Here is a 25,780-nt window from a genome sequence, read left to right as displayed (position 1 = left end):
GACCCCAGGTGTCCCAGGATCCGCAGGCCACGCTCCCCTCGGCGGGATCTTGTGACCGGGCGTCGCGAATCGATCACCGAATATCCGCTTCGGGGGCCCGTCCGCCGCCCCGCCGCCCGGGGCGGTCCGGCCGGCGCGACCGGCTCACGAGAAGTACTCCGAGCCGGCTCTGGGTACGGTAGTGCCGTGTTGTCTTCAGGAGTCGTACTCAGCGGTCGGTACCGCCTGGACGACCGTGTCGCCACCGGCGGCATGGGTGACGTCTGGCGTGCCACGGACCAGATCCTCGGCCGCCAGGTCGCGGTGAAGGTCCTGCTGCCGGCGCTGGTCTCCGACCCCGACTTCATCGCCCGGTTCCGGACCGAGGCGCGGATCATGGCGGCGCTGCGACACCCGGGCATCGTGCAGGTCTACGACTGCGGCGAGGACGACCTGCCCAACGGCGGGCGGGCCGACTACCTGGTCATGGAGTTCGTCGAGGGGCAACCACTGTCCCGGCGGATCGAGGCGGCCAGGCAGCTCGACGTCGCCGAGACCATGTCGATCGTCGCCCAGGCGGCCCAAGCGCTGCACGCGGCGCACCTCGGCGGCATCGTGCACCGCGACGTCAAGCCGAGCAACCTGCTGGTGCAGGAGGACGGCACCGTCGTGCTGGTCGACTTCGGGGTGGCCCGGTCGACCAACGTCACGAGCATCACCAGTGCCAACGCAGTGCCGGGCACCGCGCTCTACATGGCCCCCGAGCAGGCGGCCGGCCGGCCGGTCTCCGGGGCCACCGACATCTACGCGCTCGGCGCGGTGGCGTACTGCTGCCTGACCGGCGGGCCGCCGTTCACCGGGGACAATCCGTTGCAGGTGGCCGTCCGGCACCTCGACGACGAGCCGCCGGAGCTGCCGCAGGAGATCCCGACGCCGGTGCGGGAGCTGGTGGGTCGGGCCCTGGCGAAGGACCCGGCCGAGCGGTTCGCCACCGGTGCGGCGATGGCCGACGCCGCGCGGGCCGCCGTCTCGGACAGTTCAGCGCCCACCAGCACCGTGCCGATCGCGCTGCGCGGGGCCACCGGGGCCGCCGTCGGCACGGGCGCCAGCGGCACCACCCGCAACGACCTGCAGCCGGTGCGCCCGACCGCCTCGCGCGCCACGTCCACCCTCAGTGGCCGACGCCGCGGCACCCTGGTCGGCGCGCTGGTGGCCGTGCTGGTGGCGCTGGTCGCGCTCGGCGCGGCCCTGGGGGCCGCCAAGAACCCGGACGCGCCCGCGACCAAGTTCCAGCCGACCGCCCCGGCGGCCGTGCCGACCCAGCAGGGCGACGACTCGGATGCCACCGAGGAGACCAAGGTCGAGCCGGGCCGCACGAACCGGCCGGGTTCGGGGCGCACCTCCGCGCCGGCCAGCCCGACGGCGACCCCACAGCCGAGCGGATCGGCCATGCCGTCCCCGTCCGGCGCGCCCGCGACGACCACCGCGCCGGTGATTCCGCCGCCCACAACGAGCGCACCGGCGATTCCGCCGCCCACGACGAGCGCACCGGCGATTCCGCCGCCCACCACGGCCAGCACCCCGGCCGACCCACCCGCCGAGAACAACTGACCGCGCCTGCGCCGACCGACCCCGCCCCGGATCGACCGATCCGGGGCGGGGTCGCGGCTTTCCCACCGGCCCCGTCATCCCCAAATCGGACTTTAAACGCAGATGCTCCCTTACCCTGACGAGGATGAACGTTCCGTCGTCTACCGCGGGAGCACGGGTGAGCGCTGAGAAGTTGGTCGTCATCGGCCAGGGATACGTGGGTCTGCCGCTGGCCATGCGGGCCGTCGAGGCGGGGCTGGACGTCGTCGGCCTCGACGTCGACGCCGACCGGGTCAAGCGGCTCGCCTCCGGCGAGTCGTTCGTCGAGGACATTCCGACCGACCGGCTCGGCCGGGCGCTGGGCAGCGGGCGGTACCACCCGAGCACGGAGTACACCGACGCCGAGGGCTTCGACGTCTGCGTGATCACCGTGCCCACCCCGCTGCGCGACGGCGCCCCCGACCTGAGCTTCGTCGAGCAGGCCGGGGTGGGCATCGGCCCGTACGTGCGGCCGGGCTGCGCGGTGATCCTCGAGTCGACCACCTACCCCGGCACCACCGAGGAGCTGCTCCGGCCGCTGCTGGAGTCGGCCAGCGGGCTGACCAGTCCCGGCGACTTCCACCTCGGTTACAGCCCCGAGCGGATCGACCCCGGCAACCCGGAGTGGAAACTGGAGAACACCCCGAAGGTGGTCTCCGGCGTGGACGCGGAGTCCCTGGACCGGGTCGACGCGTTCTACCGCCGGCTGGTCGAGCGGACCGTGCCGGTGGACTCCACCCGGGTCGCCGAGCTGACCAAGCTGATCGAGAACACCTTCCGCCAGGTCAACATCGCCCTGATCAACGAGCTGACGATGCTCAGCCACCACCTCGACATCGACGTCTGGCAGGCGATCGAGGCGGCCGAGACCAAGCCGTTCGGGTTCATGCCGTTCCGCCCCGGCCCGGGCGTCGGCGGGCACTGCCTGCCGATCGACCCGTGTTACCTGTCCTGGCAGGTCAAGCGGAGGCTGGGCCGGCAGTTCCGGTTCATCGAGCTGGCCAACGACGTCAACCACGAGATGCCCGAGCACGTCACCCAGCGGATCATGGGCGGGCTGAACCGGGCCGGTCGGGCGGTCAGCGGGGCCCGGCTGCTGCTGCTCGGGCTGGCGTACAAGAAAAACACCGGCGACATGCGGGACTCCCCCGCCGTCGACGTGGCCCGGCGCCTGCAGGCCCTCGGCGCGCAGGTGCGGGCGATCGAGCCGTACGCCGAGGCGCACCACGTCCCCGCCGGGGTGACCGTGGTCAAGCTGACCGAGCGCGAGATCGTCGAGGCAGACGCGGTGGTCGTGGTGACCGACCACGACTGCCTCGACTACGAGCTGGTGGTGCGGCACGCCCGATACGTCTTCGACACCCGCAACCGGTGCCACGGCCCGATGGTCGAGCGCCTCTGACGGAGGCACGGCAAGGGAGGGGCCCCCGGAGATCGGGGCCCCTCCCTTGCTCACTCCGCGCCCAGGGACTCCACGATCGGGCGGGCCAGGGCCCGGCGGGCGGGCAGCACCGACGCGGCGAGCGCGGCGAGCACCGCCACCGCGAGGATCAGCCCGAGCTGCCCCCACGGCAGGACCAGCGTGAAGTTGCCGCCGAGGCGGGCGACCACGGCCATCGCCCCGGCGCTGACCCCGATGCCGAGGCCCACCCCGAGCACCGCGCCGACCAGCGCCATCAGCACCGCCTCCACGGCGAGCATGGCCCGCATCCGGCCCCGGGTCAGCCCGACCGCGCGCAGCACGGCGTTCTCCCGGGTCCGCTCCAGCACCGACAGGCTCAGCGTGTTGGCCACCCCGACCAGCGCGATCACCACGGCCAGGCCGAGCAGCGCAGTGACGAACGCCAGCAGCATGTCGACCGTGCCGGTGAGCATCTTCTTGTACGCCGCCTGGTCCATCAGGTTCACCGTCGGGTATCGGGTCACCACCGACTCGACGGCTTCCCGAGCCCGCTCGGCGGACACCCCGGCGGCCGGGTCGACCTCGACGAGGTAGCCACGCTCGGCCGGGAAGAGGCGGGTGAAGTCGGCGTCGACCACATCGATCACGTGCCCGGCCGGGACGGGGCTGCCAGCCAGCAGCGGGCCGTCGGCGGCGACGACGGCGGCCACGGTGAACGGCCGCCCGGCCAGGGTGACGCTGTCGCCCACCGCCCAGCCCTCCGCCCGGGCCAGCTCCCGGTGCACCAGCACCCGGCCCGGTCCGAGCCGGGCCACGTCGCCGGAGTCCACACCGGTCAGGGTGCGCCCGATCAGCGCCGGGTGGGCGGCGCGCAGCTCGATCCCACCGCTGACCCGGCTGCGCTGCTCGTGCACGACGCCCAGCTCGGCGCGGGCGGTCAATTCGCCCGCGAGGGTCGGCGGCAGCTCCCCGCCGACGCCGGTGACCAGGAAGTCGACCCCGATCTGTTGGTCGACGGCCTGCTCGATGCCGGTCTTGACGCTGCGCGCGCCGACCACGAACGCGGACACCAGTCCGATGCCGATGACCAGGGCGGTGGCGGTGGCAGCGATCCGGCGCGGGTTGCGCACGGCGTTCGCCACAGCCAGCCCGGCGGCCGCCCCGAACAGCCGGCGGGCCGGCCAGCCCAACACCCGCACCAGCGCCGGCACCAGCACCGGGCCGAACAGCACGATGCCGAGGAAGGTGAGCACCCCGCCGGCCGCAACCAGCGGCACCTGGCCGACGATCCCCGCCGCCACCAGCGCGGCAACCCCCGAGCCGAAGACCAGTGCGCCGGCGGCCAGCCGGACCCGGCCGGCCCGGCGGGTGGGTTGCACCGCCGCATCGGTGAGCGCGGCCACCGGCGCGACCCGGGTCCCCTGCCAGGCCGGTACGGCGGCGGCCCCGACGGTGAGGGCGGTGCCCAGCAGCAGACAGGTCAGCACTGTCGACGCGGTGACGGCGAGCTCGCCGCCGGAGACGGGCACGTCGAACGCGGACATCAGCGCGTTCATCCCGACGGCGAGGCCGGTGCCGGCCGCCACGCCGAGCGCCGAGGCGGCCAGCCCGGTCACTGCCGCCTCCAGCAGCGCAGCCCGGAACACCTGACCCCGGGTCGCGCCGACCAGCCGCAGCAGCGCGGTCCGCCGGGTGCGCTGGGCGAGCACGATGGCGAAGGTGTTGGCGATGACGAACCCGGCCACGACGACGGCCACCGCCGCGAAGGTGAGCAGGAACAGGTTGAACTGCTCCAGGTCCCGAACCGCCTCGTCGACGGCGTCGTCGAGGATCGCCTGCCGAGGCTTTACCGTCGCACCCGCGCCGGTCACCGCCGCCACCCGCCGCACCAGCTCCGCCACCGGGACGCCGGGCGCGGCGGCGACCATGATCCGCCCGTAGCCCGTCTCCGCGACGACGGCGAGGGCGTCGGGCCCGGCCAGGCCGATGAACGGCCCGCCGACGTCCCGGGAGGTGCCGGCCACGTCGACCGTGCCGACCAGGGTGTACGGGCGGGCCGCTCCCCCGCTGCCGCCCACGCTCACCGGTGACCCGAGGGTGAACTTCTCCCGCGCCGCAGTCGGCGCGTCGAGGACCAGCTCGCCGGTGCGCTGCGGGAGCCGCCCGGCCACCACGTCGTACGACGCCAGGGCCGGGTCGGTGGGGATCGCGGCGAGGACAGCGAAGCCGAGCACGGGCCGGCCGTCGGAGCCGACCACTCCGGCGGTGCCGGTCAGCTCCCCGTCGGCGGCGCGCACCCCGTCGACCGCGCGCACCCGCTCGACCAGCGCGGGCGGGATCGGGGTCTTGTCGGCGTACACGGCGAGGTCGGTGTGCCGGTCGAAGACACCGGCTCGGTCGTACGCGCCCTGCCGCACGCCGTCGGCGAAGATCAGGGTGCCGGCGATGAAGGCGACGCCGAGCACCACGGCCAGCGAGGAGAGCAGCAGCCGCAACGCGTCGGCGCGCATGGTGCGCAGGGTCAGCCGGATCATCGACGGGCCCCCGTCGGGCCGGCCGGGGCCGGGTCGAGGTGGGCGAGGGCGTCGAGGACCGCCTCGGCGCTCGGCGCGGCCAGCTCGCGGACCAGCCGGCCGTCGGCGAGGAACACCACCCGGTCGGCGTGGCTCGCGGCGACCGGGTCGTGGGTCACCATCACGACGCTCTGGCCGAGGGTGTCGACGGCCTCGCGGAGCAGCCGCAGCACCTCCGCGCCGGAGCGGGAGTCGAGGTTGCCGGTCGGCTCGTCGGCGAAGATCACCCACGGCTTGGTGATCAGGGCGCGGGCGACGGCGACGCGCTGCTGCTGGCCGCCGGAGAGCTCGGCGGGGCGGTGCCGCAGCCGGTCGGTCAGCCCGACCGCCGCGACCACCTGACTCAGCCAGCCCGGGTCGGGGCGGCGGCCGGCGATGGCCAGCGGCAGCACGATGTTCTCCTCGGCCGTCAGCGCGGGCAGCAGGTTGAACTTCTGGAACACGAAGCCGACCCGGTCGCGGCGCAGCAGGGTCAGCCGCTTGTCGTCGAGCCGACCGGTGTCGGCGTCGCCGATGCGCACCGTCCCGGCGCTGGGCCGGTCGAGGCCGGCGAGGCAGTGCATGAGGGTGGACTTGCCGGAGCCGGAGGGGCCCATGATGGCGGTGAACCGGCCGGCGGCGAAGTCCACGTCGACGCCGTCGAGGGCGACGACCCGCGCCGGGCCAGCGCCGTACTCCCTGCGCAGGCCCCGGGCGGTGACCGCGACGCCGGCGGCGGCGAACGCGAGAGATGGTACGGACACGTGGTGCTCCCCGTGGAGACGCTGGCTGGACGTCTCCGACGCTATGGGCGACGCCGGCGCGCCCGCGTCCACCCGCGCGCTCGACCCCCGTGCGCCGCAGGTCACCCCCGACGGGGTGGTCCCGTACATCTCAGGTCGTGCCCGCCGTCAGCCGCCGGGGGTGACCAGGCCGCTCTCGTACGCCAGCACCACGGCCTGGACCCGGTCGCGGAGCCGGAGCTTGGCCAGGATCCGTCCGACGTGGGTCTTCACGGTCGCCTCGGCGACGTGCACCCGGGCGGCGATCTCGGCGTTGGACAGCCCCTGCGCCACCAGCAGCAGGATCTCCCGTTCCCGCTCGGTGAGCTGGGCCAGCCGGGGATTGCCGGTGGGACCGGGGCCGAGCTGCCCGGCGAACCGGTCCAGCAGCCGGCGGGTGATCGACGGGGCGACCACCGCATCGCCCTCGGCCACCACCCGGATCGCGGCCAGCAACTCCTCCGGGGGCGCGTTCTTCAGCAGGAAGCCGCTCGCCCCGGCCCGGAGCGCGGCGAACGCGTCGGCCTCGGTGTCGAAGGTCGTCAGGACCAGCACCCGGGGCAGGTCATCGGGGCGGCCGGCGCAGATCTGTCGGGTCGCCTCGACGCCGTCCATGGTCGGCATCCGGATGTCCATCACCACCACGTCGGCCTCGACCCGGTCGAGCAGCCGCAGCGCGTCCGCACCGTCGATCGCCTCACCGACCACGGTCAGGTCCGGCTGGGAGCCCAGCACCATCCGGAATCCCGCCCGCACCAGCGCCTGGTCGTCCACGATCACCACGCGGACCGTCATGCCGTCACCTCCGTCACGGTGCTCGACGGTAGCGGCAGCCGCACCTCGACCTGCCACCCCCCGGCCAGCCTGGGCCCGGCGGTGAGGCTGCCGTCGTACACCGTCACCCGTTCGCGCATGCCGACCAGGCCGTGGCCGCCGGAGGGCGCGGGCCGGACGACGGGCCGGCCGCGACCGTCGTCGGCGGCCCGGACCACGACGGCGCCGGGCGGGTGGTCCAGGCCCAGCGTGACCGTCGCGCCGACCCCGGCGTGCTTGAGGGCGTTGGTCAGCGCCTCCTGCACCACCCGGTACACGGTCAGCTCCAGGCCGGACGACAGCGCCGAGGGCTCGCCGGTGACCGTCCAGTCGACGCGCAGCCCGGCGGCGCGGAACCGGTCCAGCAGGTCGGGCAGCCCCACCAGCGCCGGTCGCCGGTGCACGGGTTCCGCGGACAGGCCCGGGGGCCCCGGGCCGGCGGGCCCGGCCGCCGGGTCGGGCGCGCTCGGCTCCCGCAGTATGCCCACCAGGCGGCGCATCTCCTCCAGTGCCTGCCGGCCGGTGTCGGCGACCACCTTCACCGCCTCCCGGGCGGTCTCCGGGTCCCGGTCGAACATGTACCGCGCCCCGTCTGCCTGCACGATCATCACGGCCATGCTGTGCGCCACCACGTCGTGCAGCTCCCGGGCGATCCGGGTGCGTTCCTCGGCCACCGCCGCCCGCGACTCGGCCTCCCGCTCGCGTTCCAGGGTGGTGGCCCGCTCCTCCAGGCTGAACACGTAGAGCCGGCGGGTACGCACGTTGAGCCCCATCAGCCAGACCGCGCCGGTGACCAGGGCGAACCAGATCGCCGTGGCCCACCAGGCGGCCGTGCCCCGCATCTGGAACGCGCCCAGCGCCACCCCAACGGCGGCGACGATCCCGGCGATGATGCCGTCGCGCAGCCGCTCGGCGTACTTCACGACGCTGTACAGGGCGATCAGCACGGCGACGTCGAAGGCCAACGGTCCCCAGCCGGCGACCACCTGGACCAGGGCGAGCACGGCGATGGCCGCCGTCACCGCCGACGGGTGGGTACGCCGGAACAGCAGCGCCACGGCCATCGCCGCGCCGACTCCGGTGGCCCACCACCCGCCGGGCTGGTTGACCGCGCTGACGAGGCCGAACAGCACCACGAAGCCGGAGACCGCCACGTCGAAGGCCACGCTGCGCAGCGGCCAGCCGAACAGGATCCGCCTCACGGTCACCCAGCGTACGGGCCGGCGTGCGGTCCGGGCCGGGCCGGGCGGTGCCGGGCGGCGGGGCGCACCCGGCTCCCGGTGGGCCCGTCGGGTGGGGACGCGAACGGGCAGGCGTACAGGAGCGCCGCGGGCAGCCGTTGATACACGATCGCGCGTGACTAATTGATTCATGTTCCGCCGTATCCGGGAATTACCACCTCCCCGGCAAACACGGACACCCTTTGAGTAATCGCCATTCTTACATGTTTCATTGATCGTGGCCATTGCCCTACAGTAATCGAGCCGGGTGGACGGGAACACCGGAAGCACTCGGGACCTCCACCGCACCGTCGAAAGGGAATCAGCATGAGAATCGCACGCACACGTCCACGTCCGCGCGTGGCGCAGCTACTGTTCGGTGCCGTACTGACCGCCATCATGGCGTTCTCCGTGGGCGGCACCGCCGCAGTCGCGGCGGACGCTGGCAGCGGCGTGTCCGCCAACGCCCGTACCGACGTCTACATCCGGGACATCGCGAGCGACACCGGCTACGAGCCGCACGGTGCCATCTACTCGTCGTTCTTCAACAGCCCGGACATCAAGATCTGCCCCACCGCGGTGGAGTGCGCCTCGTCGACGAATCCGGTGGTCGGCTCGACGAGTTACATTTTCGTGAAGCTGAACAACCCCGGCCAGTACGGTTCCGGAATCAGCAGCGGAACGCTGAAGGCGTATTACACCACCTCCGGCGGTGCCGCGAACTGGCCGGCCCACTGGACGCCGATCGGCTCGAAGCCGCTGGTGGTCGCCGCAGGGGTCACCACGACGTCGATCGCGTGGAACAACGTGCCCTCCATCGGGCATTTCTGCCTCCTGCTGCGTTGGGAGTCGCCGACCGACCCGATGCTGTTCGAGGGCACGGCGACGTCCATCAACACGCAGTACAACAACAATATCGCCTGGAAGAACGCCAACACCGTCCCGGCGGCCACCCCCGGCTCGGTCTCGGTCCGGCCGTACGCCCTGGCGAACGGCCTGGCCGTGCCGGCCAAGTTCGACCTCGCGTTCCGGCCGCTGGGCGAGGCGGTGCCGGGTGCCAAGATCGTCGCCGACCTCGGCCCCGAAATGTTCCAGCGCTGGCGGGCCGCGGGTGCGCCGGGTGAGGGCATCCGGGTCGTCGGCAACACCTCGATCCAGATCGTCGACCCGTACAGGGCGCAGATCAGGGACCTGCTGATCAACCCGAACGAGCGGCCCGTGCTGTCGCTCAGCTTCTCGGTGGACCAGATCCTGCAGAGGCCGTACGTGCTCCAGGTCGTCCAGGTCGGCCCGGCCAAGGAGCTCGGTGAGAAGTACGACGTGGGCGGGGTGGACTACACCTTCGATCCCAAGCAGCGCTGACGAGGGGGACGGTGGGCCGGGCGCCGGGGATCGCATCCCACGGCACCCGGCCCACCGGCATGCCGCCGCCCACCTGTCCGCCCCACCCCACGCCGGCCACTACGCGCCGAGGACGGATCCTGGAGGGGAAACGGCCCACCCGGGGGCCGAAATCTTCCAAGATCTACGGGGTGACCGGGAGGCGGTACGTGCGGTCCGTGACCGACCAGCGGGTGTGGTCCTGCCGGACGTCGTTGAGCAGCTCCAGCAGCCATCGACCGTTGTCCACCACGGCGGAGTCAGCCGGGTCGGTCCACGGTGAACATGAAGCATCCGTACGCCACGTTGCGGCTGTGCAGTCGTTCCACCGCCGGGTCGGTCAGCAGTTCGGCGATCACCGCCTCGGGGTCGGCGCCGTCGTGCACCCGGGCGTCGTGGATCCACCCCCGCCGGTCGTACGCGCGTAGCACCTGCGCCCGCCCGCGCCAGGCCGGCGGGTACCCCGCCGACGGGCCGGCGCACGGGCCGGCGTGGGCGAAGACCGGGCCGACCTCCCGGTACGGGCCCGCCGGTATCGGCGGGGCGTAGCCGAAAAGCATGATCTCCTCGCCCGTGGTGGCGTCGCGCAGGCAGCAGCGCAGCGGTTCACCGCCGGTGGCGGTCGAACGGTGCGGCGGCAGGCCGGAGGCGTCCCGGCCGGCGGCGCGGACGGCGGCGGGGACCTCGGGCGGCAGTGCCCGGACCCGGAAGTTGGGGGTCGTCGTCATGCGGTCAGCCTGCGCGCTGAGCGGCCGGGACGCTGGCGGGAATCGGTTGTCGCGCTCGCGTGGCAGGCCGCGCCGGCAGGGTGTTTTCCCGCCTGTTGTGAACATCTGGTGTCGGGAGGTTGATGGTGGTAACTTTCTCGACACTTGCAAAACCTTGCAGAAAGATCCGGCCATTCTTGACGTCATGCGTCAGATGGCTGTCCGGATCGGACAGCCCACCCCCGAACTGAGGGCTGTCCCGCAGGGGGTCCGTCCCCCGTCGGGCCCAGGCGCCGACATCTCACCCCCGAGGAGCCCCGATGGGCAGCAGCACCGGGCGACGACGACGGATGATCGGGGCCGCGACGGCCGCCGGTCTGGTCGTCGGGCTCGCCCCGCTCAGCATCGCCGCCGCCGCGAACACCGTGACCGTCTACTACCAGCCCCCCGCCGCGTGGACCGGCACCGTGAACCTCCACTTTGCCCCCGACGGCGGCGCGTGGACGGCCGTGCCTGGCGTACCGATGGAGCCGGCCTGCACGGGCTGGCGCAAGCGGACCGTCGACGCCGGATCCGCCGCCGGCCTCCAGGCGGTCTTCAACAACAACGCGGGGACCTGGGACAACAACAACGGCCGCAACTACCACCTCGGCACCGGTGCGGTGACCGTCTCCGGCGGCGTGGTCGGCACGGGCGACCCCTGCGCCGGCACCCCGCCCTCGCCCACCCCCTCGCCCACCCCGCCGACCGGCCGGACGGCCGACGTCTGGTACCACGTCGCCACCCGGGGCTGGACCGCGGCGAACATCCACTACCAGCCCGCCGGCGGAGCCTGGACCGCCGTGCCCGGGGTGCCGATGGAGGCCGGCTGCACCGGATGGGCCCGCCGGGTGGTCGACCTGGGCGCCGCCACGACGATGAAGGCGGCGTTCAACAACGGCGCCGGGAACTGGGACAACAACAACGGCGCGGACTACGCCATCGGGGTCGGGGTGACCACGGTCAAGGGCGGGGTGGTGACGCCCGGCGCGAGCGCGCCGTGCGCGCCGGAGACGCCGGACACCACCGCGCCGTCCACCCCGACCGGGCTGGGCGCGACCGCGAACGGGGTGCGGGTGGCGGTGTCCTGGGCGGCGTCCACCGACGACCGCGCGGTCACCGGGTACCGGCTCACCCGCACCGGCGGGCCGGAGGGCACGGTCACGATGACCACCGCCACCACCAGCCACCTCGACGGCGCGCTGACCGCGAACACCCGCTACGAGTACACCGTGCGGGCGTACGACGCGGCTGGCAACACCTCACCGGCCAGCACCCCGGCGGCGACGACCACCGGCGCCGCCCCGCCCCCGGCGACGGCCGGCAGCCCGCTCGGCGGCGACCCCCGCGAGGACAGCGTCTACTTCGTGATGACCGCCCGGTTCGCCGACGGCGACAACGCCAACAACCGGGGCGGCAGCCAGCACGTCAGGTCCGGCAACGCGGCCAACAACGACCCGATGTTCCGGGGCGACTTCAAGGGCCTGATCGACAAACTGGACTACATCAAGGGGCTCGGCTTCTCCGCCCTGTGGATCACCCCGGTGGTGCTGAACCGGTCCGACTACGACTTCCACGGCTACCACGGCTGGGACTTCTACCGCGTCGACCCGCGCCTGGAGAGCCCCGGCGCGAGCTACCAGGACCTGATCAACACCGCGCACGGCAAGGGCATCAAGATCTTCCAGGACGTGGTCTACAACCACAGCTCCCGCTGGGGTGCCAAGGGCCTGTTCACCCCCACCGTGTACGGCGTCCGCGACGAGCAGTGGAAGTGGATGTACAGCAAGCAGGAGCCGGGCCGCGGGTACGACCCGATGGTGGAGCACGCAGGCACCGATCCGGAGCTGACCCCGGCGCAGAACGCCCTGGCCAAGGGGCGCGCGTACAACGGGGACGTGTGGTCGACGGCCGCGCCGGCCGGCAACCAGTGCCCGCGCTGGGGCACCCCGAACGGGACCAGCCCCGAGGGCTTCAAACTCTACGAGTGCCAGTGGCCGGCCCCCACCAACAAGCTCTTCCCGGCCGACCTGTACCACCAGTGCTGGATCGGCAACTGGGAGGGCGAGGACGCCCGGAGCTGCTGGCTGCACGAGGACCTGGCCGACTTCAACACCGAGAACTCCACCGTGCAGCAGTACCTGATCGACGCGTACAACCGGTACATCGACATGGGGGTGGACGGCTTCCGGATCGACACGGCCGTGCACATTCCCCGGGTCACCTGGAACCGTCGCTTCCTGCCCGCCATCCAGCAGCACGCCCTGGCCAAGCACGGCGAGAAGGGCAAGGACTTCTACGTCTTCGGCGAGGTCGCCGCGTTCGTCAACGACAAGTGGAACCGGGGCTCGGTCAACCACTCGGCGCAGTTCTTCACCTGGAAGGAGCGCAAGGAGTACAGCCCCGACGACGTCAGGGCCGCTATCGAGCAGTTCGACTACGAGCAGCTCGCCGGCCCGGGCGGCCAGCCCACCACCGACAACGCGTTCCTGCGCGGGAACACCTACCACGCCCCGGACCACTCGAAGTTCTCCGGCATGAACGTCATCGACATGCGGATGCACATGAACTTCGGCGACGCCAACAACGCGTACGGCAACGGCAAGGACTCCGACGACAGCTACAACGACGCCACCTACAACGTCGTCTACGTCGACAGCCACGACTACGGGCCGAACAAGTCGAACACCAGGTACACCGGAGGCACCGACGCCTGGGCCGAGAACATGAGCCTGATGTGGACGTTCCGGGGCATCCCGACCCTCTACTACGGCTCGGAGATCGAGTTCCAGAAGGGCGCGAAGATCGACTGCGGGCCGACCTGTCCCCTCGCCACCACCGGCCGGGCCTACTACGGCGACCACGTTCAGGGCACGGTCACCGCGTCGGACTTCGGCAAGGTCAGCTCCGCCACCGGGCCGGTGGCCACCACGCTCAGTCAGCCGCTGGTCAAGCACGTGCAGCGGCTCAACCTGATCCGCCGGGCGGTGCCGGCCCTGCAGAAGGGGCAGTACTCGACCGAGGGGATCAGCGGTTCGATGGCCTACAAGCGTCGGTTCACCTCCGGCGCGGTGGACAGCTTCGCGCTGGTGACGGTCTCCGGCAGCGCGACGTTCACCGGGGTTCCCAACGGCCGGTACGTCGACGCGGTCACCGGCGACGTGCAGACGGTCACCAACGGGACGCTGACCGCGACCGCGACCGGCAAGGGCAATCTGCGGGTGTACGTGCTTGACCTGCCGGGCAACCCGGCACCGGGGAAGATCGGCGAGACCAGCTCCTACCTGCGGTGACCGATGGCGGGGCGGCCGGGCCGGCCGCCCCGCCACCGGCTCAGCGCTCAGCCGACCGGCGTACGTCGCGTGGCGCGCGGGCCGACCAGCCGGCGAACCACCGGCGCGGCGTTCCACTTCGCCGCCCCGACCAGGTCCCGGGCGTGCTCCAGCATCGTGTAGTCCGGCCTGGCCAGCCCGTCGGCGATGGCCCGGTCAAGGTCGTTGCCGCACCGGCTGAGCACGCTGTCGAAGTCCCGCCGGACGGGTTCGAGCAGGTGGTAGCCGAACGAGCGGTGCAGCCGGGCGAACAGCGGCTTGTAGAGCCGGGCCCGCTCGTGCAGCCCCGACGAGTACGACATCGGGTTCTTCGGCCGGCGCAGCACGTAGTCGGGCAGCACGTCGGCGAAGGCCCGCCGCACGATCCACTTCTCCCGCCCCTCGCGCAGCTTCAGCTCCAGCGGCAGCCGCATCGCCAGCTCCACCACGCTGAGGTCGAGGAACGGCACCCGCGCCTCGACCCCGTGGCCCATGCTGGCCCGGTCCACCCGCTGCAACTCCGTACGGCACAGGTTGCGGATCCGGTGCAGGAACAGCCGGCGGGCCCGCTCGGGGCCGACCTGGTGGTACATCGGGTAACCGCCGAACAGCTCGTCGGAGCCGTCCCCGGTGAGCACCACCCGCACGCCCAGCTCGCGGAGCCGACGGAAGATCGGCACCGAGACCACCGCGTTGATGATGTCCCCGTACTCGGTCAGCTCCGAGATCCGGATGGCCTCCCGCACATCGGCGAGCCGGACGTCGCGGGGGCGTAGCTCGACCACCTCGTGCGGCACCCCCAGGTCGGCGGCGAGCCGCCGGGCGTACGCCACGTCCGGGCTCTCCGGCACGCCGACGGTGACCGCCACGCAGTTCGGGTGCATCTGGTGGGCGTGCACCAGGGCCAGGGAGCTGTCCAGCCCGCCGGAGAGCACCACGCCGAGGGGCAGGTCGGTGTCCACCCGCATCCGGATGCTGTCGGTGAGGGCGGCACGGACGAGCAGGGCGGCCTCGTCCGGGTCGTCCACCATCGGCAGCCCCTCGCCGAGGGTCAGTAGGTCGACGTACGGGCGCAGCCGGACGTCGCCGCCCGGCTCGGCCCAGCCGTGGTGCCCCGGGGGCACCTCGCACACCGGCGCGCCGTGCCCGACCAGCGCCTTGACCTCGCTGGCCAGGTGCAGGCAGCCGGGCACCCGGGACCAGTACAGCGGCTTGACCCCGAGCGGATCGCGGGCCAGGTAGGCCCGCCCGGTGGCCCGCTCGACGACGACGAAGGCGTACTCGCCGCGCAGCCGCCGCACCGCGTCCTCGCCCCAGGTTAGGAACGCGGCGAGCAGCACCTCGATGTCGCTCTCACTGCGGAACGGGTGGCCGAGTCGCGTCAGCTCCGCGCGCAGCTCGTGGTGGTTGAAGACCTCGCCGTTGTGGCATAGCAGGAACCGCCCGTCAGCGGAGACCCAGGGCTGCACGGCCCGGTCCCGGTCGACGATCCGCAGCCGGCGGGTGCCGGCGAGCAGCCCGGCCTCCCGGCGGGTCTCGGTCACCTCGCCACGTGGGGCGAGAACTGCCAGCATCCGGCGGAAGGTGGCCGGGTCGGCCTCCGGGCCGATGCTCAACGCGATGCCGCACACGGCTCAGACCCCCATCTCGGCCTCGTACGACCGGCGGAACCGCTGCCCGGCGGCGGGCGCGAGGCACAGGTGCCAGGCCTGTCCCTCGTCGACCACGTTGACCTCCCCGGCCCGCTGCCGGGCGAGCAGCAGGCCGGCCAGGGCCTCCCGGGCCCCGAACCGCTCGAACCAGGCCAGCTCCACGTCGACGGCGTAGCCGAGACAGTGCCCGCTGGGCACCATCGCGGCGTAGCCGAGGCAACGTAGCTGGTGCTGATGCTCGGCGCTGCGGACCAGGCTGGTCACCCACAGCGGCGGGGTGCCGGGCGGGGTGATCCGGTTGAACTCGCGGCCGATGTCGTTGAGCAGGCCGACCACCTCGCGCCGGGCCCGGCGGAACTTCAGCCCGGCGGTGTGCGGCCGGGCCTGCGGCAGCAACCGGCGGGACACCGCCCGCACGCCCCGGCCGACGACGGTGGCGGGCTGCTCCTGGTACCGGAAGCGAAGCAGGTCGCGGCGGCGCAGCCACTCCAGGTCCACCAGGTCGGCGCTGGCGTTCACCTCCGCGTCGGTCATGAAGGTGGGCGCGTCGCGCCACCACAGCACGTCGATGCGGGAGAGCAGGTAGATCCGGATCAGGGCGGTGAGGTCGGCGGCGGAGCTGCGCGGGTTGGGCCGGTAGCGGGCCATCTCCAGCAGCAGCGTCTCCCGGGCGCCGATGAGGCCCTGCGGGGTGGCGTCGAGCACCGCGGCGATCGCCGGCTCGCGCAGCCGCTCGTCGAGCAGCACCTGTCGGGCCCCCGCCGACTCGGGTTCGGCCAGGGCGCCGACCTCGATCAGCAGCTCCGCCACGGCCGCCCGGTAGGCGACGAGGTCCGGGGCGGCGGGCGGGGCCGGTCGGCGGGCCACCCCCCGGGCCACCCCCCGGGCCGGCGTGGCGGACGCGACTGGCAGGCCGGGGCGGGGGCCGGTACGTCGACTGGGCACTCGCATGATCGGGTCCTCTCTCCCGGCACGACATCGTGTGGATTGACCTGATACACACCGTAATCACCAGAAGTGGGGCGAGCACGAACAATATTCCTATATCCTCCTAACGGCGGAGACCACCGCCCAACGGCGAGGACCGCCCGGACCGCCGGCAGCGGCGGTGCCGCCCCGGGCGACGCCGCCGCCCGGCTGCGTGCGACGGGCCCACCGGTCGGGCCGACCGCCGACGAGCACGAGCACGGGCCGCGCCAGTCAGGACGGGAAGAACCGGACTGGGGACAGGGCGTGGACACTCCCCCGGGCGACGCTGCTCTCCCGGATCGGGCTGGCGGCGTACGGCGGCGCCGAGCCGCCGGTGACCGCCGAGTTTGCTACCTGCGACTCAACCGCTGACCGAGGTGGAGCCGGTCGGCCGGGGGGGGTGCGGCACCCCGGCCGTCCGCCCGGGCCTCGATTCCCGGAGGAAGAGGCCCTTGTCCCAGTTTCGCCGAACTCAGCCGTTCGCGCAGCCCCCCTCCGCCGACCGTGGAGCCGGACCGCGCCCGAGAACGGAGAGTTTCGCGTATTGGTCCTGCGGCCCCCCAGCGGGGCCCGCGCGCACGAATCGGCCCGGGGCGCGGAGGCGGGCCCGCCCAGCCCGGGTCGGGCCAGGCTGCCGCGGCCGGCGGCGGAAACCGTCAGGTGTCCCCGGCCGGTTCGGCCGGGGACACCCGTGGCTGGTGCGGGCCTCCGTCAGGCCGCCCGCACCGGACATGTCAGCTCTTGGCGCAGGCGACGCCGTTGAGGCTGAAGGCCGTCGGGACACCGTTGGTCCCGGGAGTCGAGGTGGCGGAGAAGCCGAAGTTGACGCTGCCACCGGCGGCGATCGTGGGGTTCCACGACGCGTTTCGGACGGTGACCTGCTTCCCGGACTGGGTGGTCTCCCCGTTCCAGGTGTTGTTGATGGCCTGGGCACCGGGGAACGAGAAGGTCAACGCCCAACCGTTGACCGGGCTGCCGGCACCGTTACGGATGGTGACGTCGGCGTTGAAGGTGTTGCCCCAGTCGGACAACACATACCGCACCGTGCATGTGCTGGGCGGCGAGGTGGGCTGCGTCGTCGGGGACACCGTCGGAGAAGCCGTCGGGCTCGGGCCGGTCGGTGACACGGTCGGCCCGACCGTGGGGACCGTGCCGCCGCTCTTGGCGATCATCCGCTCTGAGTGGGCACGGAACACGGCCAACTCCGGATCGCCCTGGGTGACGCCGAACTTGCCGTCGATCTCGCGATCCGCATACCACCAGAACGCGCTGCCGTCGCCGCCGGCGGCCTCGAAGTCGGCGAAGAGCTCCCGCCACCATGCGGTCCGGTCGACGTCGTGCGTATTGAACTCGCCCATGAAGAAGGGCTTGCCGAGCAGGTTGTGTGAGTCTGAGATCCACCGCCGGACCAGCGCCTTGGTCTCGACGAGGTCCAGGTCGGCCCACGACTCGGTCGGGTAGGGATGGGCGGAGGTGAAGTCGATGTACGGAGACTGGTGGATGTACACGAACGGGTTGCCCTCGTCGCCGCCGAACCCGTACCGCGTCTCATGCGCCTCCAGGCCGGCGCCGAGCAGGTGGTGGGGGTCGATGCCCTTGACGAAGGCGCCCATCTCGTCGACCCAGGCCCGCAGGGTGGTGCCCGTGGTGTTCTCGTTCGGGGTCTGGTCCTGGTAGCGAGGCTCGTTCATCAACTCCCAGGCCAGGACCGTCGGTTCGTCCTTGTAGCTGACGCCGCTGTAGTGGTTGACGCGGTTCAGGACATGGCTGACGTAGTTCTTGTACGAGGTGAAGCAGCCGGGGCACTTGGACTTGTTGAAGAACTGACCGCGTCCGGGGTGACCGCCGGACAGGCCCTCCCACTGGAGGCGGCGGTCGATGCCGCCGTATGCCTCCCAGTAGTTCTCGAAGACCGGAACGAGCCGGATGTTGTGTGCCTTCGCCGACTGGATGACGTAGTCGAACAGCGCGAACTGCTGCTCGTTGTAGACGCCCTCGGCCGTCTCGAACCCGTGCCAGCTCTCCATGCTGAACAGCCAGGTCCGCACCACCGTGACCCGATCCGCGCTCATCCGGGCGAACTGGCCGTCGATGCGGGCCTTGTCCATGTACTGGGTCTCGGTGTCACCCGATCCGCTGCCATAGGTGAACAGGTCGTACGTGTTCGTCCCGGCGAAGTAGAACGCCTTGCCGTCAAGACAGAACCGGATACCGCACCGCTGGACGAAAGGTGACGCTGCGGCCTGCGCGCCGGGGCCCACAACGAACACGCCGATCGCGGCCAGCAGAACGCCGAGGAGCAGGCCTACGGACAGTCCGAGCCGGTATTTCTTCCTGGGCATGCTGAACTCCTAACCATTCGGGGGGACGCTGAACTTGTCGCGGCCAGCCCGGGCCGCTTCGGGCGATGACCACAGGGAGGGGATTCCCTGGGCCGGGGCTACGGCCCCGACCGCCCGAGCCAGGCGGCAGGGGTCGTTGCGCCGAAGAAGGAGCGATACGCGGCCGAGCCTGGCCCGAAAGCAAGACATCGATCGTGCTGGTTGCCCGATGGGCTCATCAAAGCACTGAACCGATTAAGTTACAAGAGTGTGAATCGAGGGCGCGATTTCGCCGCCTTCGGCGCGGCCGTGGCGTGCGCCCTACTGAGCCGCATCGTCGATGGTGCCGCTCCGGCTTCAGGGTGGTCCACCCGCTCGACCTGCCTGTTGATCAAGAGCACCCAGCCCCAGACACCGACCCCGTTCACCAGTGGCAGCGGACCAATGCTTCTCAACCGGTTCAGTTGTCCTCTCGGCAGCAGGGACGGCAGGCTGGTCGCGGCACACCGGCGCCGTCGCCCGCGCCACAGGCCCGAGGAAGCTGGTTGTGCCGGTCGCCCGAGCGCGCCTCGAGGGGTGATGAAAGGCTTGTGGCATGAGTTCCGCACCGACACCGATCGACCCTGCCGCCCCCGCCGGCACCGACGAGGCGACCGCCTTCACCGACCTCGGGTTGCGCGCCGAACTGCTCGGCGCCCTCTCCGCTCTCGGCTACGAGGAGCCGACCCCGATCCAGCGGGAGGCGATTCCTCCCCTGCTGGCCGGTCGGGACCTGCTGGGCCAGGCGGCCACCGGCACGGGCAAGACCGCCGCGTTCGCCCTGCCGCTGCTACACCACCTGCCTGACCGGCGACCCGGCGGCGACCCGGTGGCGCTGGTGCTGGTGCCCACCCGGGAACTGGCCGTGCAGGTCTCCGAGGCGTTCCACCGGTACGGCAAGGACCTGGGCACCCGGGTGCTGCCGATCTACGGCGGCCAGCCCATCGGCCGCCAGTTGCGCGCCCTGGACCTGGGCGTGGACGTGGTGGTGGCCACCCCGGGGCGGGCGCTGGATCACATCGCCCGGGGCACCCTGCGGCTGGGCGAGCTGGCGACGGTCGTGCTCGACGAGGCCGACGAGATGCTCGACATGGGCTTCGCCGAGGACATCGAGGCGATCCTGGAGCACGCCCCGGCGCAGCGGCAGACGGTGCTGTTCTCGGCGACCATGCCGTCGCGCATCGACGGGATGGCCCGCCAGCACCTGACCGACCCGGTGCGGATCCAGATCGGCCGGGAGCAGCAGGTGGCCGGCGAGGCGCCCCGGGTGCGGCAGAGCGCGTACATCGTCATGCGGGGACACAAACCGGCGGCGCTGGGCCGGGTGCTGGACGTGGAGTCACCGACCGCGGCGATCGTGTTCTGCCGCAGCCGCGAGGAGGTGGACCGGCTCACCGAGACGATGAACGGCCGGGGCTACCGGGCCGAGGCGCTGCACGGCGGGATGAGCCAGGAGCAGCGGGACCGGGTGATGGGGCGGCTGCGCGGCGGCACCGCCGACCTGCTGGTGGCCACCGACGTGGCGGCCCGGGGCCTGGACGTGGAGCAGCTCACCCACGTGGTCAACTACGACGTGCCGTCGGCGCCGGAGTCGTACGTGCACCGGATCGGCCGGGTTGGCCGGGCCGGCCGTGAGGGGGTGGCGATCACCCTGGCGGAGCCACGTGAGCACCGGATGCTCAAGACCATCGAGCGGGTCACCGGGCAGCGGATCGCCATCGACAAGATCCCCACCGTGGCCGACCTGCGCACCCGGCGGCTGGAGCTGACCCAGGCGGCGCTGCGGGAGTCGCTGCTGGAGGACGACCTGGACCCGTTCCGGGTGATCGTGGAGTCGCTGTCGGACGAGTTCGACCTGATGGAGGTCGCCCTCGCCGCGGTGAAGCTGGCCCACGAGGCCGCCTCGCCGGGCTCGGACGACGACGACGAGGAGATCCCGCAGGTCGCGGTCCGCCCGCAGCGGGAGACCCGCCCGGGGTACGAGGGTCGCGCAGGCGCCGGCAGCGGCGACCGTCGCCCGGCCCGTCCCCGCTCGGGGGGCACCACCCAGGTGTTCATCGGGTTGGGCCGGCGCGCCGGGGTGCGCCCGCAGGACCTGGTGGGCGCGATCACCGGGGAGACCGGGATCAGCGGCCGGGAGATCGGCTCGATCGAGATCGCCGACCGGTTCTCACTGGTGGAGGTGCCGAACGGGATGGCCGAAGAGGTAATCGCCGGGCTGCGCGGCAGCACCATCAAGGGCCGCAAGACGACGGTACGCCGCGACCGCGACCGCCCCTGACCGCCGCCGACGACGACGGCCGGCCCGCGCCCCTGCACGGCGGCGCGGGCCGGGCAGTCCGGCAATGACGGCCGCGACGGTCAGGGCCGCGAAGACCACCATCCGGCTCGCCGTCGTTGACGACCACCCCCTCTTCGTCCATGGCCTGGAGTTGCTCCTGCCGGCCATGACGGGCGGGCGGAGGTTGGTGGGCATGACCGGGGACGCCGTGGGGTTCCTGCCCCAGAGCAGCGAGCCCGAGGAACTGTTGCCGCCCCTGCTGGCGATCCTCGACGGCTGCGCCGTGCTGCCCGCACCGCTGCTGCGCCGGCTACGGGTGTCGAACCGGACCGAGCCGGCCGCGCCAGCGGGGCACGCCGGCCTGCTCGCCGACTGAGCGCCGCGCTGGCAAATTCCACCGATGCAACGGGATTCCATCGTAGGTAACTCCGACGCGCCGAAATACAAACGGGGCATATTCTTGCGGATTTGCCGGGCGATAGGTCAAACTCTAATCACACCCGCCCCACACGAGGAGTAATTGGCGATGGCCCGGAAAGTAATCACCGTTCTGACTGACGACCTCGACGGCGGGAAGGCGGATCGAACCGTCGAGTTCAGCCTAGACGGCGTGGCGTACACCATCGATGTCTCCGACGAGAACGCCGGCACCCTGCGCAACGCGCTCGACCCGTACATCAACGCCGGCCGGCGCATCGGTCGTGGACCGGTCGAGACTGGCCGGACCACCCGTCGCCCAGGCAGGCCACAGGTCTCCGGAATGGACCGCGAGCAGAACCGAGCCATCCGGGAATGGGCCACCAAGAACGGCTACGAGATTTCCGACCGCGGGCGCATCCCGGTGTCGGTCGTCGAGGCCTTCAAGAGCCGCTGAGTCAGTGACCTGGCCGTGATCCGGGTTCCCGCGTCACGCGTCCACTCGTCGTCGCCGCATGTCAGGCCGCTGCCCGCCGTCGGGCCGCCGGTTTGGCGACCAGCCGGGACAACGGGACCGGGCCGCCCGGGGCGAACCGCCCCGGGGCGGCCCGGGTAACGTCGTGGCGTCGCCGCGCCCGCTCAGTTGATCCGGCCCGTATACCCCGGGCGGGATCTGGTTCGACCACTTCCTCATCGGGATACGGTACGAGCCGCCACCGGCCCGGACCATGCACCAAGCGGTTTCGAAACTCCCGGCCGGCCGGGTTTCCGGAGCGCCGCCGTTCCGGCCGTCCTCGGTCGGCCACGAAGAACGCCGGCGCGTCCCACGGGGAGCCCGCGCCCCGAATTGCTCTCCGCCGTGATCCTCCGGCCGACTCGTGAGCCCGCCGGACCGATCAATTCGGGGTGGGCCCGCAGCGAGGAGCACCGGGCCCATCCGGCCGCATGTCGATTACCGACGATGCCCTTTCCGCACCGTCGCCCGCGTCGGTCGGCGCGGCGGGGAGGGCCCTGCCCATTCCCGTCCGACCACGGAGCCACGCCGGCAAAGGTTCGCCCGGGTACGAGGATTTACTGACGGGCGTTCAGCGCACCGCCAGCAAATTCCCAGGATCCGCAGGGCCACGCATCCCCCGGAGGGCCACCGAATGCGTCAGTCGGCGCACAGATGGTCGAAACCGAAGCCGCCCCGCATCTCGTCGCGGCGCTCCCGCAGCCGGCGGATGTCCCGGTCGAGCTGCTCGCGGGCCACCAGTTCCGGCTCGCCGCCGTCGAGGCCGCGCAGCCGCTCACCCACCGCCACGGCGGCGAGATCCTCGGCAAACCGCCGCGGCTCCACGCCGCAGGAGAAACGGTGCTCCCACACCTTCACCCGTTCCACCAGGCACCGGCCCGGGCTCACCTCGACCCAGCTCCAACCCTCGGCCGGGCCGTCCGCCCAGCTCACGTGCAGGCCCCGGACGATCGGGTCGACCAGCCGCCGGGAGACGTACGCCTCGACGGCGGCCATCCGGGCGAGGGCACCGAGGTCGTTGACGTGGCCGGTGCGCCCGTCCGGCAGCCGGCCGACGATGTCCCGGAAGACGACCGGGGTGGTCTCCCCCGGGTCGGTGTGCTCCGGATCCGGCCGCATGACCTCGGCGTACCCGCGCGCGTCGATGACGTACTCGACGATCCGCCGGCCGTGGCCGGCTGCGTGCAGGGTGGTCGAGGCGATCCGCAGCACCGCCAGGCCGACCGCCGCGCAGACCGCATTCTTCATCCGCTCGACACGCTGCTCCGCCGAGCCTGGCGACGTCGGCGGCCCGACCTCCACGGCGAACAGTGGGCGGCCGGTGGCGGCGGCGCACACCACGTGGTCGAAGCCCTCCCGACTCGCCGAACTCCACTGGTGACCGGTGATGCCGGGTGGGCGGCCGTGCAGCAGCTCACCGAGCCGCCGCGCGGGATACACCAGCTGACCGCCCCGGGCCAGGAGCGGGCCACGGCCGGCCGACGCCGCGACGGGGCGCAGCAGGGAGCCGTCGTCACTTACGGTGCTCGTCATCCGCCTGTCCATCCGTCGGGCCGTCGACCGGCCCGAGTCTAGGCCGTCGATCATGCCTCCCACGTCGCCGGTGCGGCCCGCGTCGGATCCTCGATCGGCCCGACCCGCTTCCGGGGCGGTCGATCTGGCTGCCCCGCCGCCCGGGTCGGAGGGCCGGCGGCTGCGGTCGAACATCCGATTCTCTAGGCTCACCGGGTGTTGCACAGTGGACGGATTCCGGAACTTCTGACCAAACGCAGTCTCGTCTCCGTCTCCCACGCCATCGAACGCGCCGCCCTGGCCACCGCCGAGGACGGGCCGCTGGTGGTGGTGGCGCTCTTCCAGCGGATGCCGTACCTGGACCGGGAGCGGTCCGTCTACGAGCGGATCGCCGCCTCGGGGGCGGTCACGGTGGTGGGCGTGGTCGGGCAGCACCCCGTGGGGCTTCCCGACGGCGTGCACGGGGTGGGCCTGGACGAGGACGAGGACCTGGCGCGGGAGTGGAGCGTGGTCGCCCTGACCCCCCGGTTCGGCGCGGCACTGGTGGCGTACGACCGGGCGGAGGTCGAGCCGGCGGTCACGCTGGAGTCCGGCCGCCTCTTCGACGGCCGCTGGGGGTTCCGCCGGGACGAGGCGCTGCACGAGGTCGTGCGGCTGCGCGACCGGCTCGCCGACCGGCTCCCCGACTCGGTCCGCGCCGCCGTGGACGACGTGCTCGCCCGGGTCTGCGACCTGCCCGCGACGCCCGGCGAGGCGCGCGGCGAGGCGGCGCTGCGGCTGATGTTCTCGCACGCCGAACGGGCCGCCCGGGCCCGTTGGACCGCCGGTCGTGAGCCGGGTGAGCGTGGCCGCGAGGCGGGGGCGGCCGAGGGCTCCACCCCGCTGCTCGACGAGCCGGGGATGCGGCGGTGGACGGGCGCGGAGGGGATCACCGCGTCGGGCACGCTGCCGGTGGCGTTGATCGGCATCCGGGTGGACGAGCCGCCCGGCTCGCCGGAGCGCTTCGGGCGGCGCAGCGCGGCCCGGGAGGCGCAGGCGGTGATCGGGGCGGTGACCGCGCCGCTGCGCCTGGTTGACCGGGCCGTGCGCCTGTCGGACCAGGAGTACCTGCTGATCCTGCCGGCGCTGACGGAGGAGCAGGCGGTGACGGTGGCGGGCCAGGTGCACGAGGCGGTCGCGGGCCTGGCCCGGTCGTACCCGTTCGTCGCGTTCGCCGTGCACGCGGCGGTCACCGTGACGGCCCGCCGGCCGCTGCCCGTGGCCGACGTCCGGCACGCCGTCGGGTGGGCCGTCCAGGAGGGCGTGCCGGTGGCCCGGCTGGCACCGGAGACGGCGGCGGCCGAGGTGCCGGTCGGTTAGCAGCCCGTCCGGACGGGCTGGACGCCAGTGGTCCATTCGGCGACCCCCGGGAGCGGCGGGTAAGGTCCCGGACCAAGCCATAACGGCTGGCCGTAGCGGGTGGACAGGGGCCGAAGGTCCCGGTCGGAAGCGGACCCAATGGCCCTGACCGGGACACCGGAGACGGGATCCAATAGAACTGCCACCGGGACGCGCGGTGCGAGGCACGGAAGGACGTGGACACCATGACCGCGACAATTGGGCGGACCACCGCCGGAACCACTGCTCCGGCGACCGAGACCACCCCGGAGCGAGCCACTCGGTACGTCCTCGCCGGAATCCGGATCGCCCTGGGCTGGATTTTCCTCTGGGCCTTCCTCGACAAGATGTTCGGCCTCGGCCACGCGACCCCGGCGAAGAACGCCTGGATCGACGGGGGCAGCCCCACCAAGGGCTTCCTGAGCTTCGGCGCGACCGGCCCGTTCAAGGGCTTCTACCAGGGGATTGCCGGCGCGGCCTGGGCGGACTGGCTCTTCATGATCGGCCTCGGCGCGATCGGCGTGGCTCTGCTGCTGGGCATCGGGATGCGGATCGCCGCCATCAGCGGCGGCCTGCTGATGGTGATGATGTGGACCGCCGTCCTTCCTCCCGCGAGCAACCCCTTCATGGACGACCACCTGATCTACGCCGCGGTGCTGGCGGTCCTCGCCCTGGTCGGCGCGGGCGACACCTTCGGCCTCGGCCGGGCCTGGAAGCGGCTGGCCATCGTCCAGCGGTTCCCCTGGCTGCAGTAATACGACAGGCACCACCTGCGGCGGGGGGGGGCACGTAACACGAGGCCCCCCCCCCCGTGGTGGCCCGGCGGGGGGGGCGCCCCGGGGGGCGGGGGAGCAAAGAACCCCATGAGAGGACCGGGCCCACCG

The 25,780-nt window shown here is 72.5% G+C and carries 18 protein-coding genes; 9 read left to right on the top strand and 9 right to left on the bottom strand.

Annotated elements, in window-relative coordinates; all coding sequences use genetic code 11:
- Positions 1-186 precede the first annotated feature (186 nt).
- Both SNR22_RS21700 and SNR22_RS21695 read left to right on the top strand, forming a co-directional pair.
- A complete protein-coding gene (locus tag SNR22_RS21700; protein WP_320068467.1) occupies positions 187-1,590 on the top strand; it encodes a serine/threonine-protein kinase in 1,404 nt (467 codons plus the stop codon).
- Positions 1,591-1,747: 157 nt separating this feature from the next.
- The gene (locus SNR22_RS21695) at positions 1,748-3,010 is read left to right on the top strand and encodes a nucleotide sugar dehydrogenase (RefSeq protein ID WP_320068466.1); all 1,263 of its coding nucleotides are present in this window, start codon (positions 1,748-1,750) and stop codon (positions 3,008-3,010) included.
- Between the two features lie 50 nt (positions 3,011-3,060).
- Here SNR22_RS21695 and SNR22_RS21690 read toward each other — a convergent pair whose 3' ends face one another.
- The 4 genes from SNR22_RS21690 to SNR22_RS21675 all read right to left on the bottom strand — a co-directional run bounded on the left by SNR22_RS21690 (position 3,061) and on the right by SNR22_RS21675 (position 8,365).
- Entirely contained in the window at positions 3,061-5,544 is a 2,484-nt protein-coding gene (locus tag SNR22_RS21690) for an ABC transporter permease (RefSeq protein WP_320068465.1), read from the bottom strand.
- Entirely contained in the window at positions 5,541-6,326 is a 786-nt protein-coding gene (locus SNR22_RS21685) for an ABC transporter ATP-binding protein (protein ID WP_320068464.1), read from the bottom strand. Before SNR22_RS21685 ends, SNR22_RS21690 begins: the two co-directional genes overlap by 4 nt.
- A 147-nt stretch (positions 6,327-6,473) precedes the next feature.
- On the bottom strand, positions 6,474-7,139 hold the full coding sequence (locus SNR22_RS21680) for a response regulator transcription factor (RefSeq protein WP_320068463.1): 666 nt from the start codon (positions 7,137-7,139) through the stop codon (positions 6,474-6,476).
- Positions 7,136-8,365: a sensor histidine kinase gene (locus SNR22_RS21675; RefSeq protein WP_320068462.1), complete on the bottom strand. Its 1,230-nt coding sequence runs from the start codon at positions 8,363-8,365 to the stop codon at positions 7,136-7,138. Before SNR22_RS21675 ends, SNR22_RS21680 begins: the two co-directional genes overlap by 4 nt.
- A 372-nt stretch (positions 8,366-8,737) precedes the next feature.
- Between SNR22_RS21675 and SNR22_RS21670 the strand changes: the two genes are divergently transcribed.
- Entirely contained in the window at positions 8,738-9,739 is a 1,002-nt protein-coding gene (locus SNR22_RS21670) for a hypothetical protein (protein ID WP_320068461.1), read from the top strand.
- A 278-nt stretch (positions 9,740-10,017) separates the two neighbouring features.
- On the opposite strand, the gene SNR22_RS21665 is transcribed toward SNR22_RS21670, so the two are convergent.
- Positions 10,018-10,485 (bottom strand): DUF1203 domain-containing protein, encoded by a 468-nt coding sequence (locus SNR22_RS21665; RefSeq protein ID WP_320068460.1) that lies wholly within the window; start codon positions 10,483-10,485, stop codon positions 10,018-10,020.
- Between the two features lie 299 nt (positions 10,486-10,784).
- Between SNR22_RS21665 and SNR22_RS21660 the strand changes: the two genes are divergently transcribed.
- Positions 10,785-13,796 carry a carbohydrate binding domain-containing protein gene (locus SNR22_RS21660; protein WP_320068459.1) on the top strand — a complete coding sequence of 1,004 codons (3,012 nt, stop codon included), beginning with the start codon at positions 10,785-10,787 and terminating at the stop codon, positions 13,794-13,796.
- A gap of 47 nt (positions 13,797-13,843) precedes the next feature.
- Here SNR22_RS21660 and SNR22_RS21655 read toward each other — a convergent pair whose 3' ends face one another.
- The 3 genes from SNR22_RS21655 to SNR22_RS21645 all read right to left on the bottom strand — a co-directional run bounded on the left by SNR22_RS21655 (position 13,844) and on the right by SNR22_RS21645 (position 18,777).
- Complete coding sequence (locus SNR22_RS21655; protein WP_320068458.1) at positions 13,844-15,445, bottom strand: asparagine synthetase B family protein; 1,602 nt, start codon at positions 15,443-15,445, stop codon at positions 13,844-13,846.
- Between the two features lie 3 nt (positions 15,446-15,448).
- The gene (locus SNR22_RS21650) at positions 15,449-16,417 is read right to left on the bottom strand and encodes a hypothetical protein (RefSeq protein ID WP_320068457.1); all 969 of its coding nucleotides are present in this window, start codon (positions 16,415-16,417) and stop codon (positions 15,449-15,451) included.
- A 752-nt stretch (positions 16,418-17,169) separates the two neighbouring features.
- Positions 17,170-18,777, bottom strand: coding sequence for a cellulose binding domain-containing protein (locus SNR22_RS21645; RefSeq protein ID WP_320068456.1), 1,608 nt, complete (start codon positions 18,775-18,777; stop codon positions 17,170-17,172).
- A gap of 574 nt (positions 18,778-19,351) precedes the next feature.
- Here SNR22_RS21645 and SNR22_RS21640 point away from each other — a divergent pair.
- The 3 genes from SNR22_RS21640 (at position 19,352) to SNR22_RS21630 (ending at position 21,950) form a co-directional block, all read left to right on the top strand.
- Positions 19,352-21,076 carry a DEAD/DEAH box helicase gene (locus tag SNR22_RS21640; RefSeq protein WP_413775681.1) on the top strand — a complete coding sequence of 575 codons (1,725 nt, stop codon included), beginning with the start codon at positions 19,352-19,354 and terminating at the stop codon, positions 21,074-21,076.
- Positions 21,077-21,140: 64 nt separating this feature from the next.
- Entirely contained in the window at positions 21,141-21,452 is a 312-nt protein-coding gene (locus SNR22_RS21635) for a hypothetical protein (RefSeq protein WP_320068567.1), read from the top strand.
- Between the two features lie 150 nt (positions 21,453-21,602).
- The gene (locus SNR22_RS21630) at positions 21,603-21,950 is read left to right on the top strand and encodes an Lsr2 family protein (RefSeq protein WP_320068455.1); all 348 of its coding nucleotides are present in this window, start codon (positions 21,603-21,605) and stop codon (positions 21,948-21,950) included.
- A gap of 696 nt (positions 21,951-22,646) precedes the next feature.
- Here the strand turns inward: SNR22_RS21630 and SNR22_RS21625 are convergent.
- On the bottom strand, positions 22,647-23,540 hold the full coding sequence (locus tag SNR22_RS21625; protein ID WP_320068454.1) for a DUF2726 domain-containing protein: 894 nt from the start codon (positions 23,538-23,540) through the stop codon (positions 22,647-22,649).
- 195 nt (positions 23,541-23,735) lie between these two features.
- Between SNR22_RS21625 and SNR22_RS21620 the strand changes: the two genes are divergently transcribed.
- Together SNR22_RS21620 and SNR22_RS21615 are read left to right on the top strand one after the other, a co-directional pair.
- Complete coding sequence (locus tag SNR22_RS21620) at positions 23,736-24,878, top strand: DICT sensory domain-containing protein (RefSeq protein WP_320068453.1); 1,143 nt, start codon at positions 23,736-23,738, stop codon at positions 24,876-24,878.
- A 215-nt stretch (positions 24,879-25,093) separates the two neighbouring features.
- Positions 25,094-25,651, top strand: coding sequence for a DoxX family membrane protein (locus SNR22_RS21615; RefSeq protein WP_320068452.1), 558 nt, complete (start codon positions 25,094-25,096; stop codon positions 25,649-25,651).
- Positions 25,652-25,780: the final 129 nt, after the last annotated feature.

Source organism: Micromonospora sp. RTGN7 (assembly GCF_033804645.1).
Classification (GTDB): domain Bacteria; phylum Actinomycetota; class Actinomycetes; order Mycobacteriales; family Micromonosporaceae; genus Micromonospora.
Note: the sequence above shows the minus strand (reverse complement) of the source record. Positions and strands in the feature narration are given on the sequence as shown.

What these genes read in the sequence shown, in the direction of transcription:
- SNR22_RS21690 (WP_320068465.1), bottom strand. Translation starts at nt 5,544, where the DNA reads ATGATCCGGCTGACCCTGCGCACCATGCGCGCCGACGCGTTGCGGCTG.
- SNR22_RS21680 (WP_320068463.1), bottom strand. Translation starts at nt 7,139, where the DNA reads ATGACGGTCCGCGTGGTGATCGTGGACGACCAGGCGCTGGTGCGGGCG.
- SNR22_RS21665 (WP_320068460.1), bottom strand. Translation starts at nt 10,485, where the DNA reads ATGACGACGACCCCCAACTTCCGGGTCCGGGCACTGCCGCCCGAGGTC.
- SNR22_RS21660 (WP_320068459.1), top strand. Translation starts at nt 10,785, where the DNA reads ATGGGCAGCAGCACCGGGCGACGACGACGGATGATCGGGGCCGCGACG.
- SNR22_RS21650 (WP_320068457.1), bottom strand. Translation starts at nt 16,417, where the DNA reads ATGCGAGTGCCCAGTCGACGTACCGGCCCCCGCCCCGGCCTGCCAGTC.
- SNR22_RS21645 (WP_320068456.1), bottom strand. Translation starts at nt 18,777, where the DNA reads ATGCCCAGGAAGAAATACCGGCTCGGACTGTCCGTAGGCCTGCTCCTC.
- SNR22_RS21640 (WP_413775681.1), top strand. Translation starts at nt 19,352, where the DNA reads ATGAGTTCCGCACCGACACCGATCGACCCTGCCGCCCCCGCCGGCACC.
- SNR22_RS21635 (WP_320068567.1), top strand. Translation starts at nt 21,141, where the DNA reads ATGACGGCCGCGACGGTCAGGGCCGCGAAGACCACCATCCGGCTCGCC.
- SNR22_RS21630 (WP_320068455.1), top strand. Translation starts at nt 21,603, where the DNA reads ATGGCCCGGAAAGTAATCACCGTTCTGACTGACGACCTCGACGGCGGG.
- SNR22_RS21625 (WP_320068454.1), bottom strand. Translation starts at nt 23,540, where the DNA reads ATGACGAGCACCGTAAGTGACGACGGCTCCCTGCTGCGCCCCGTCGCG.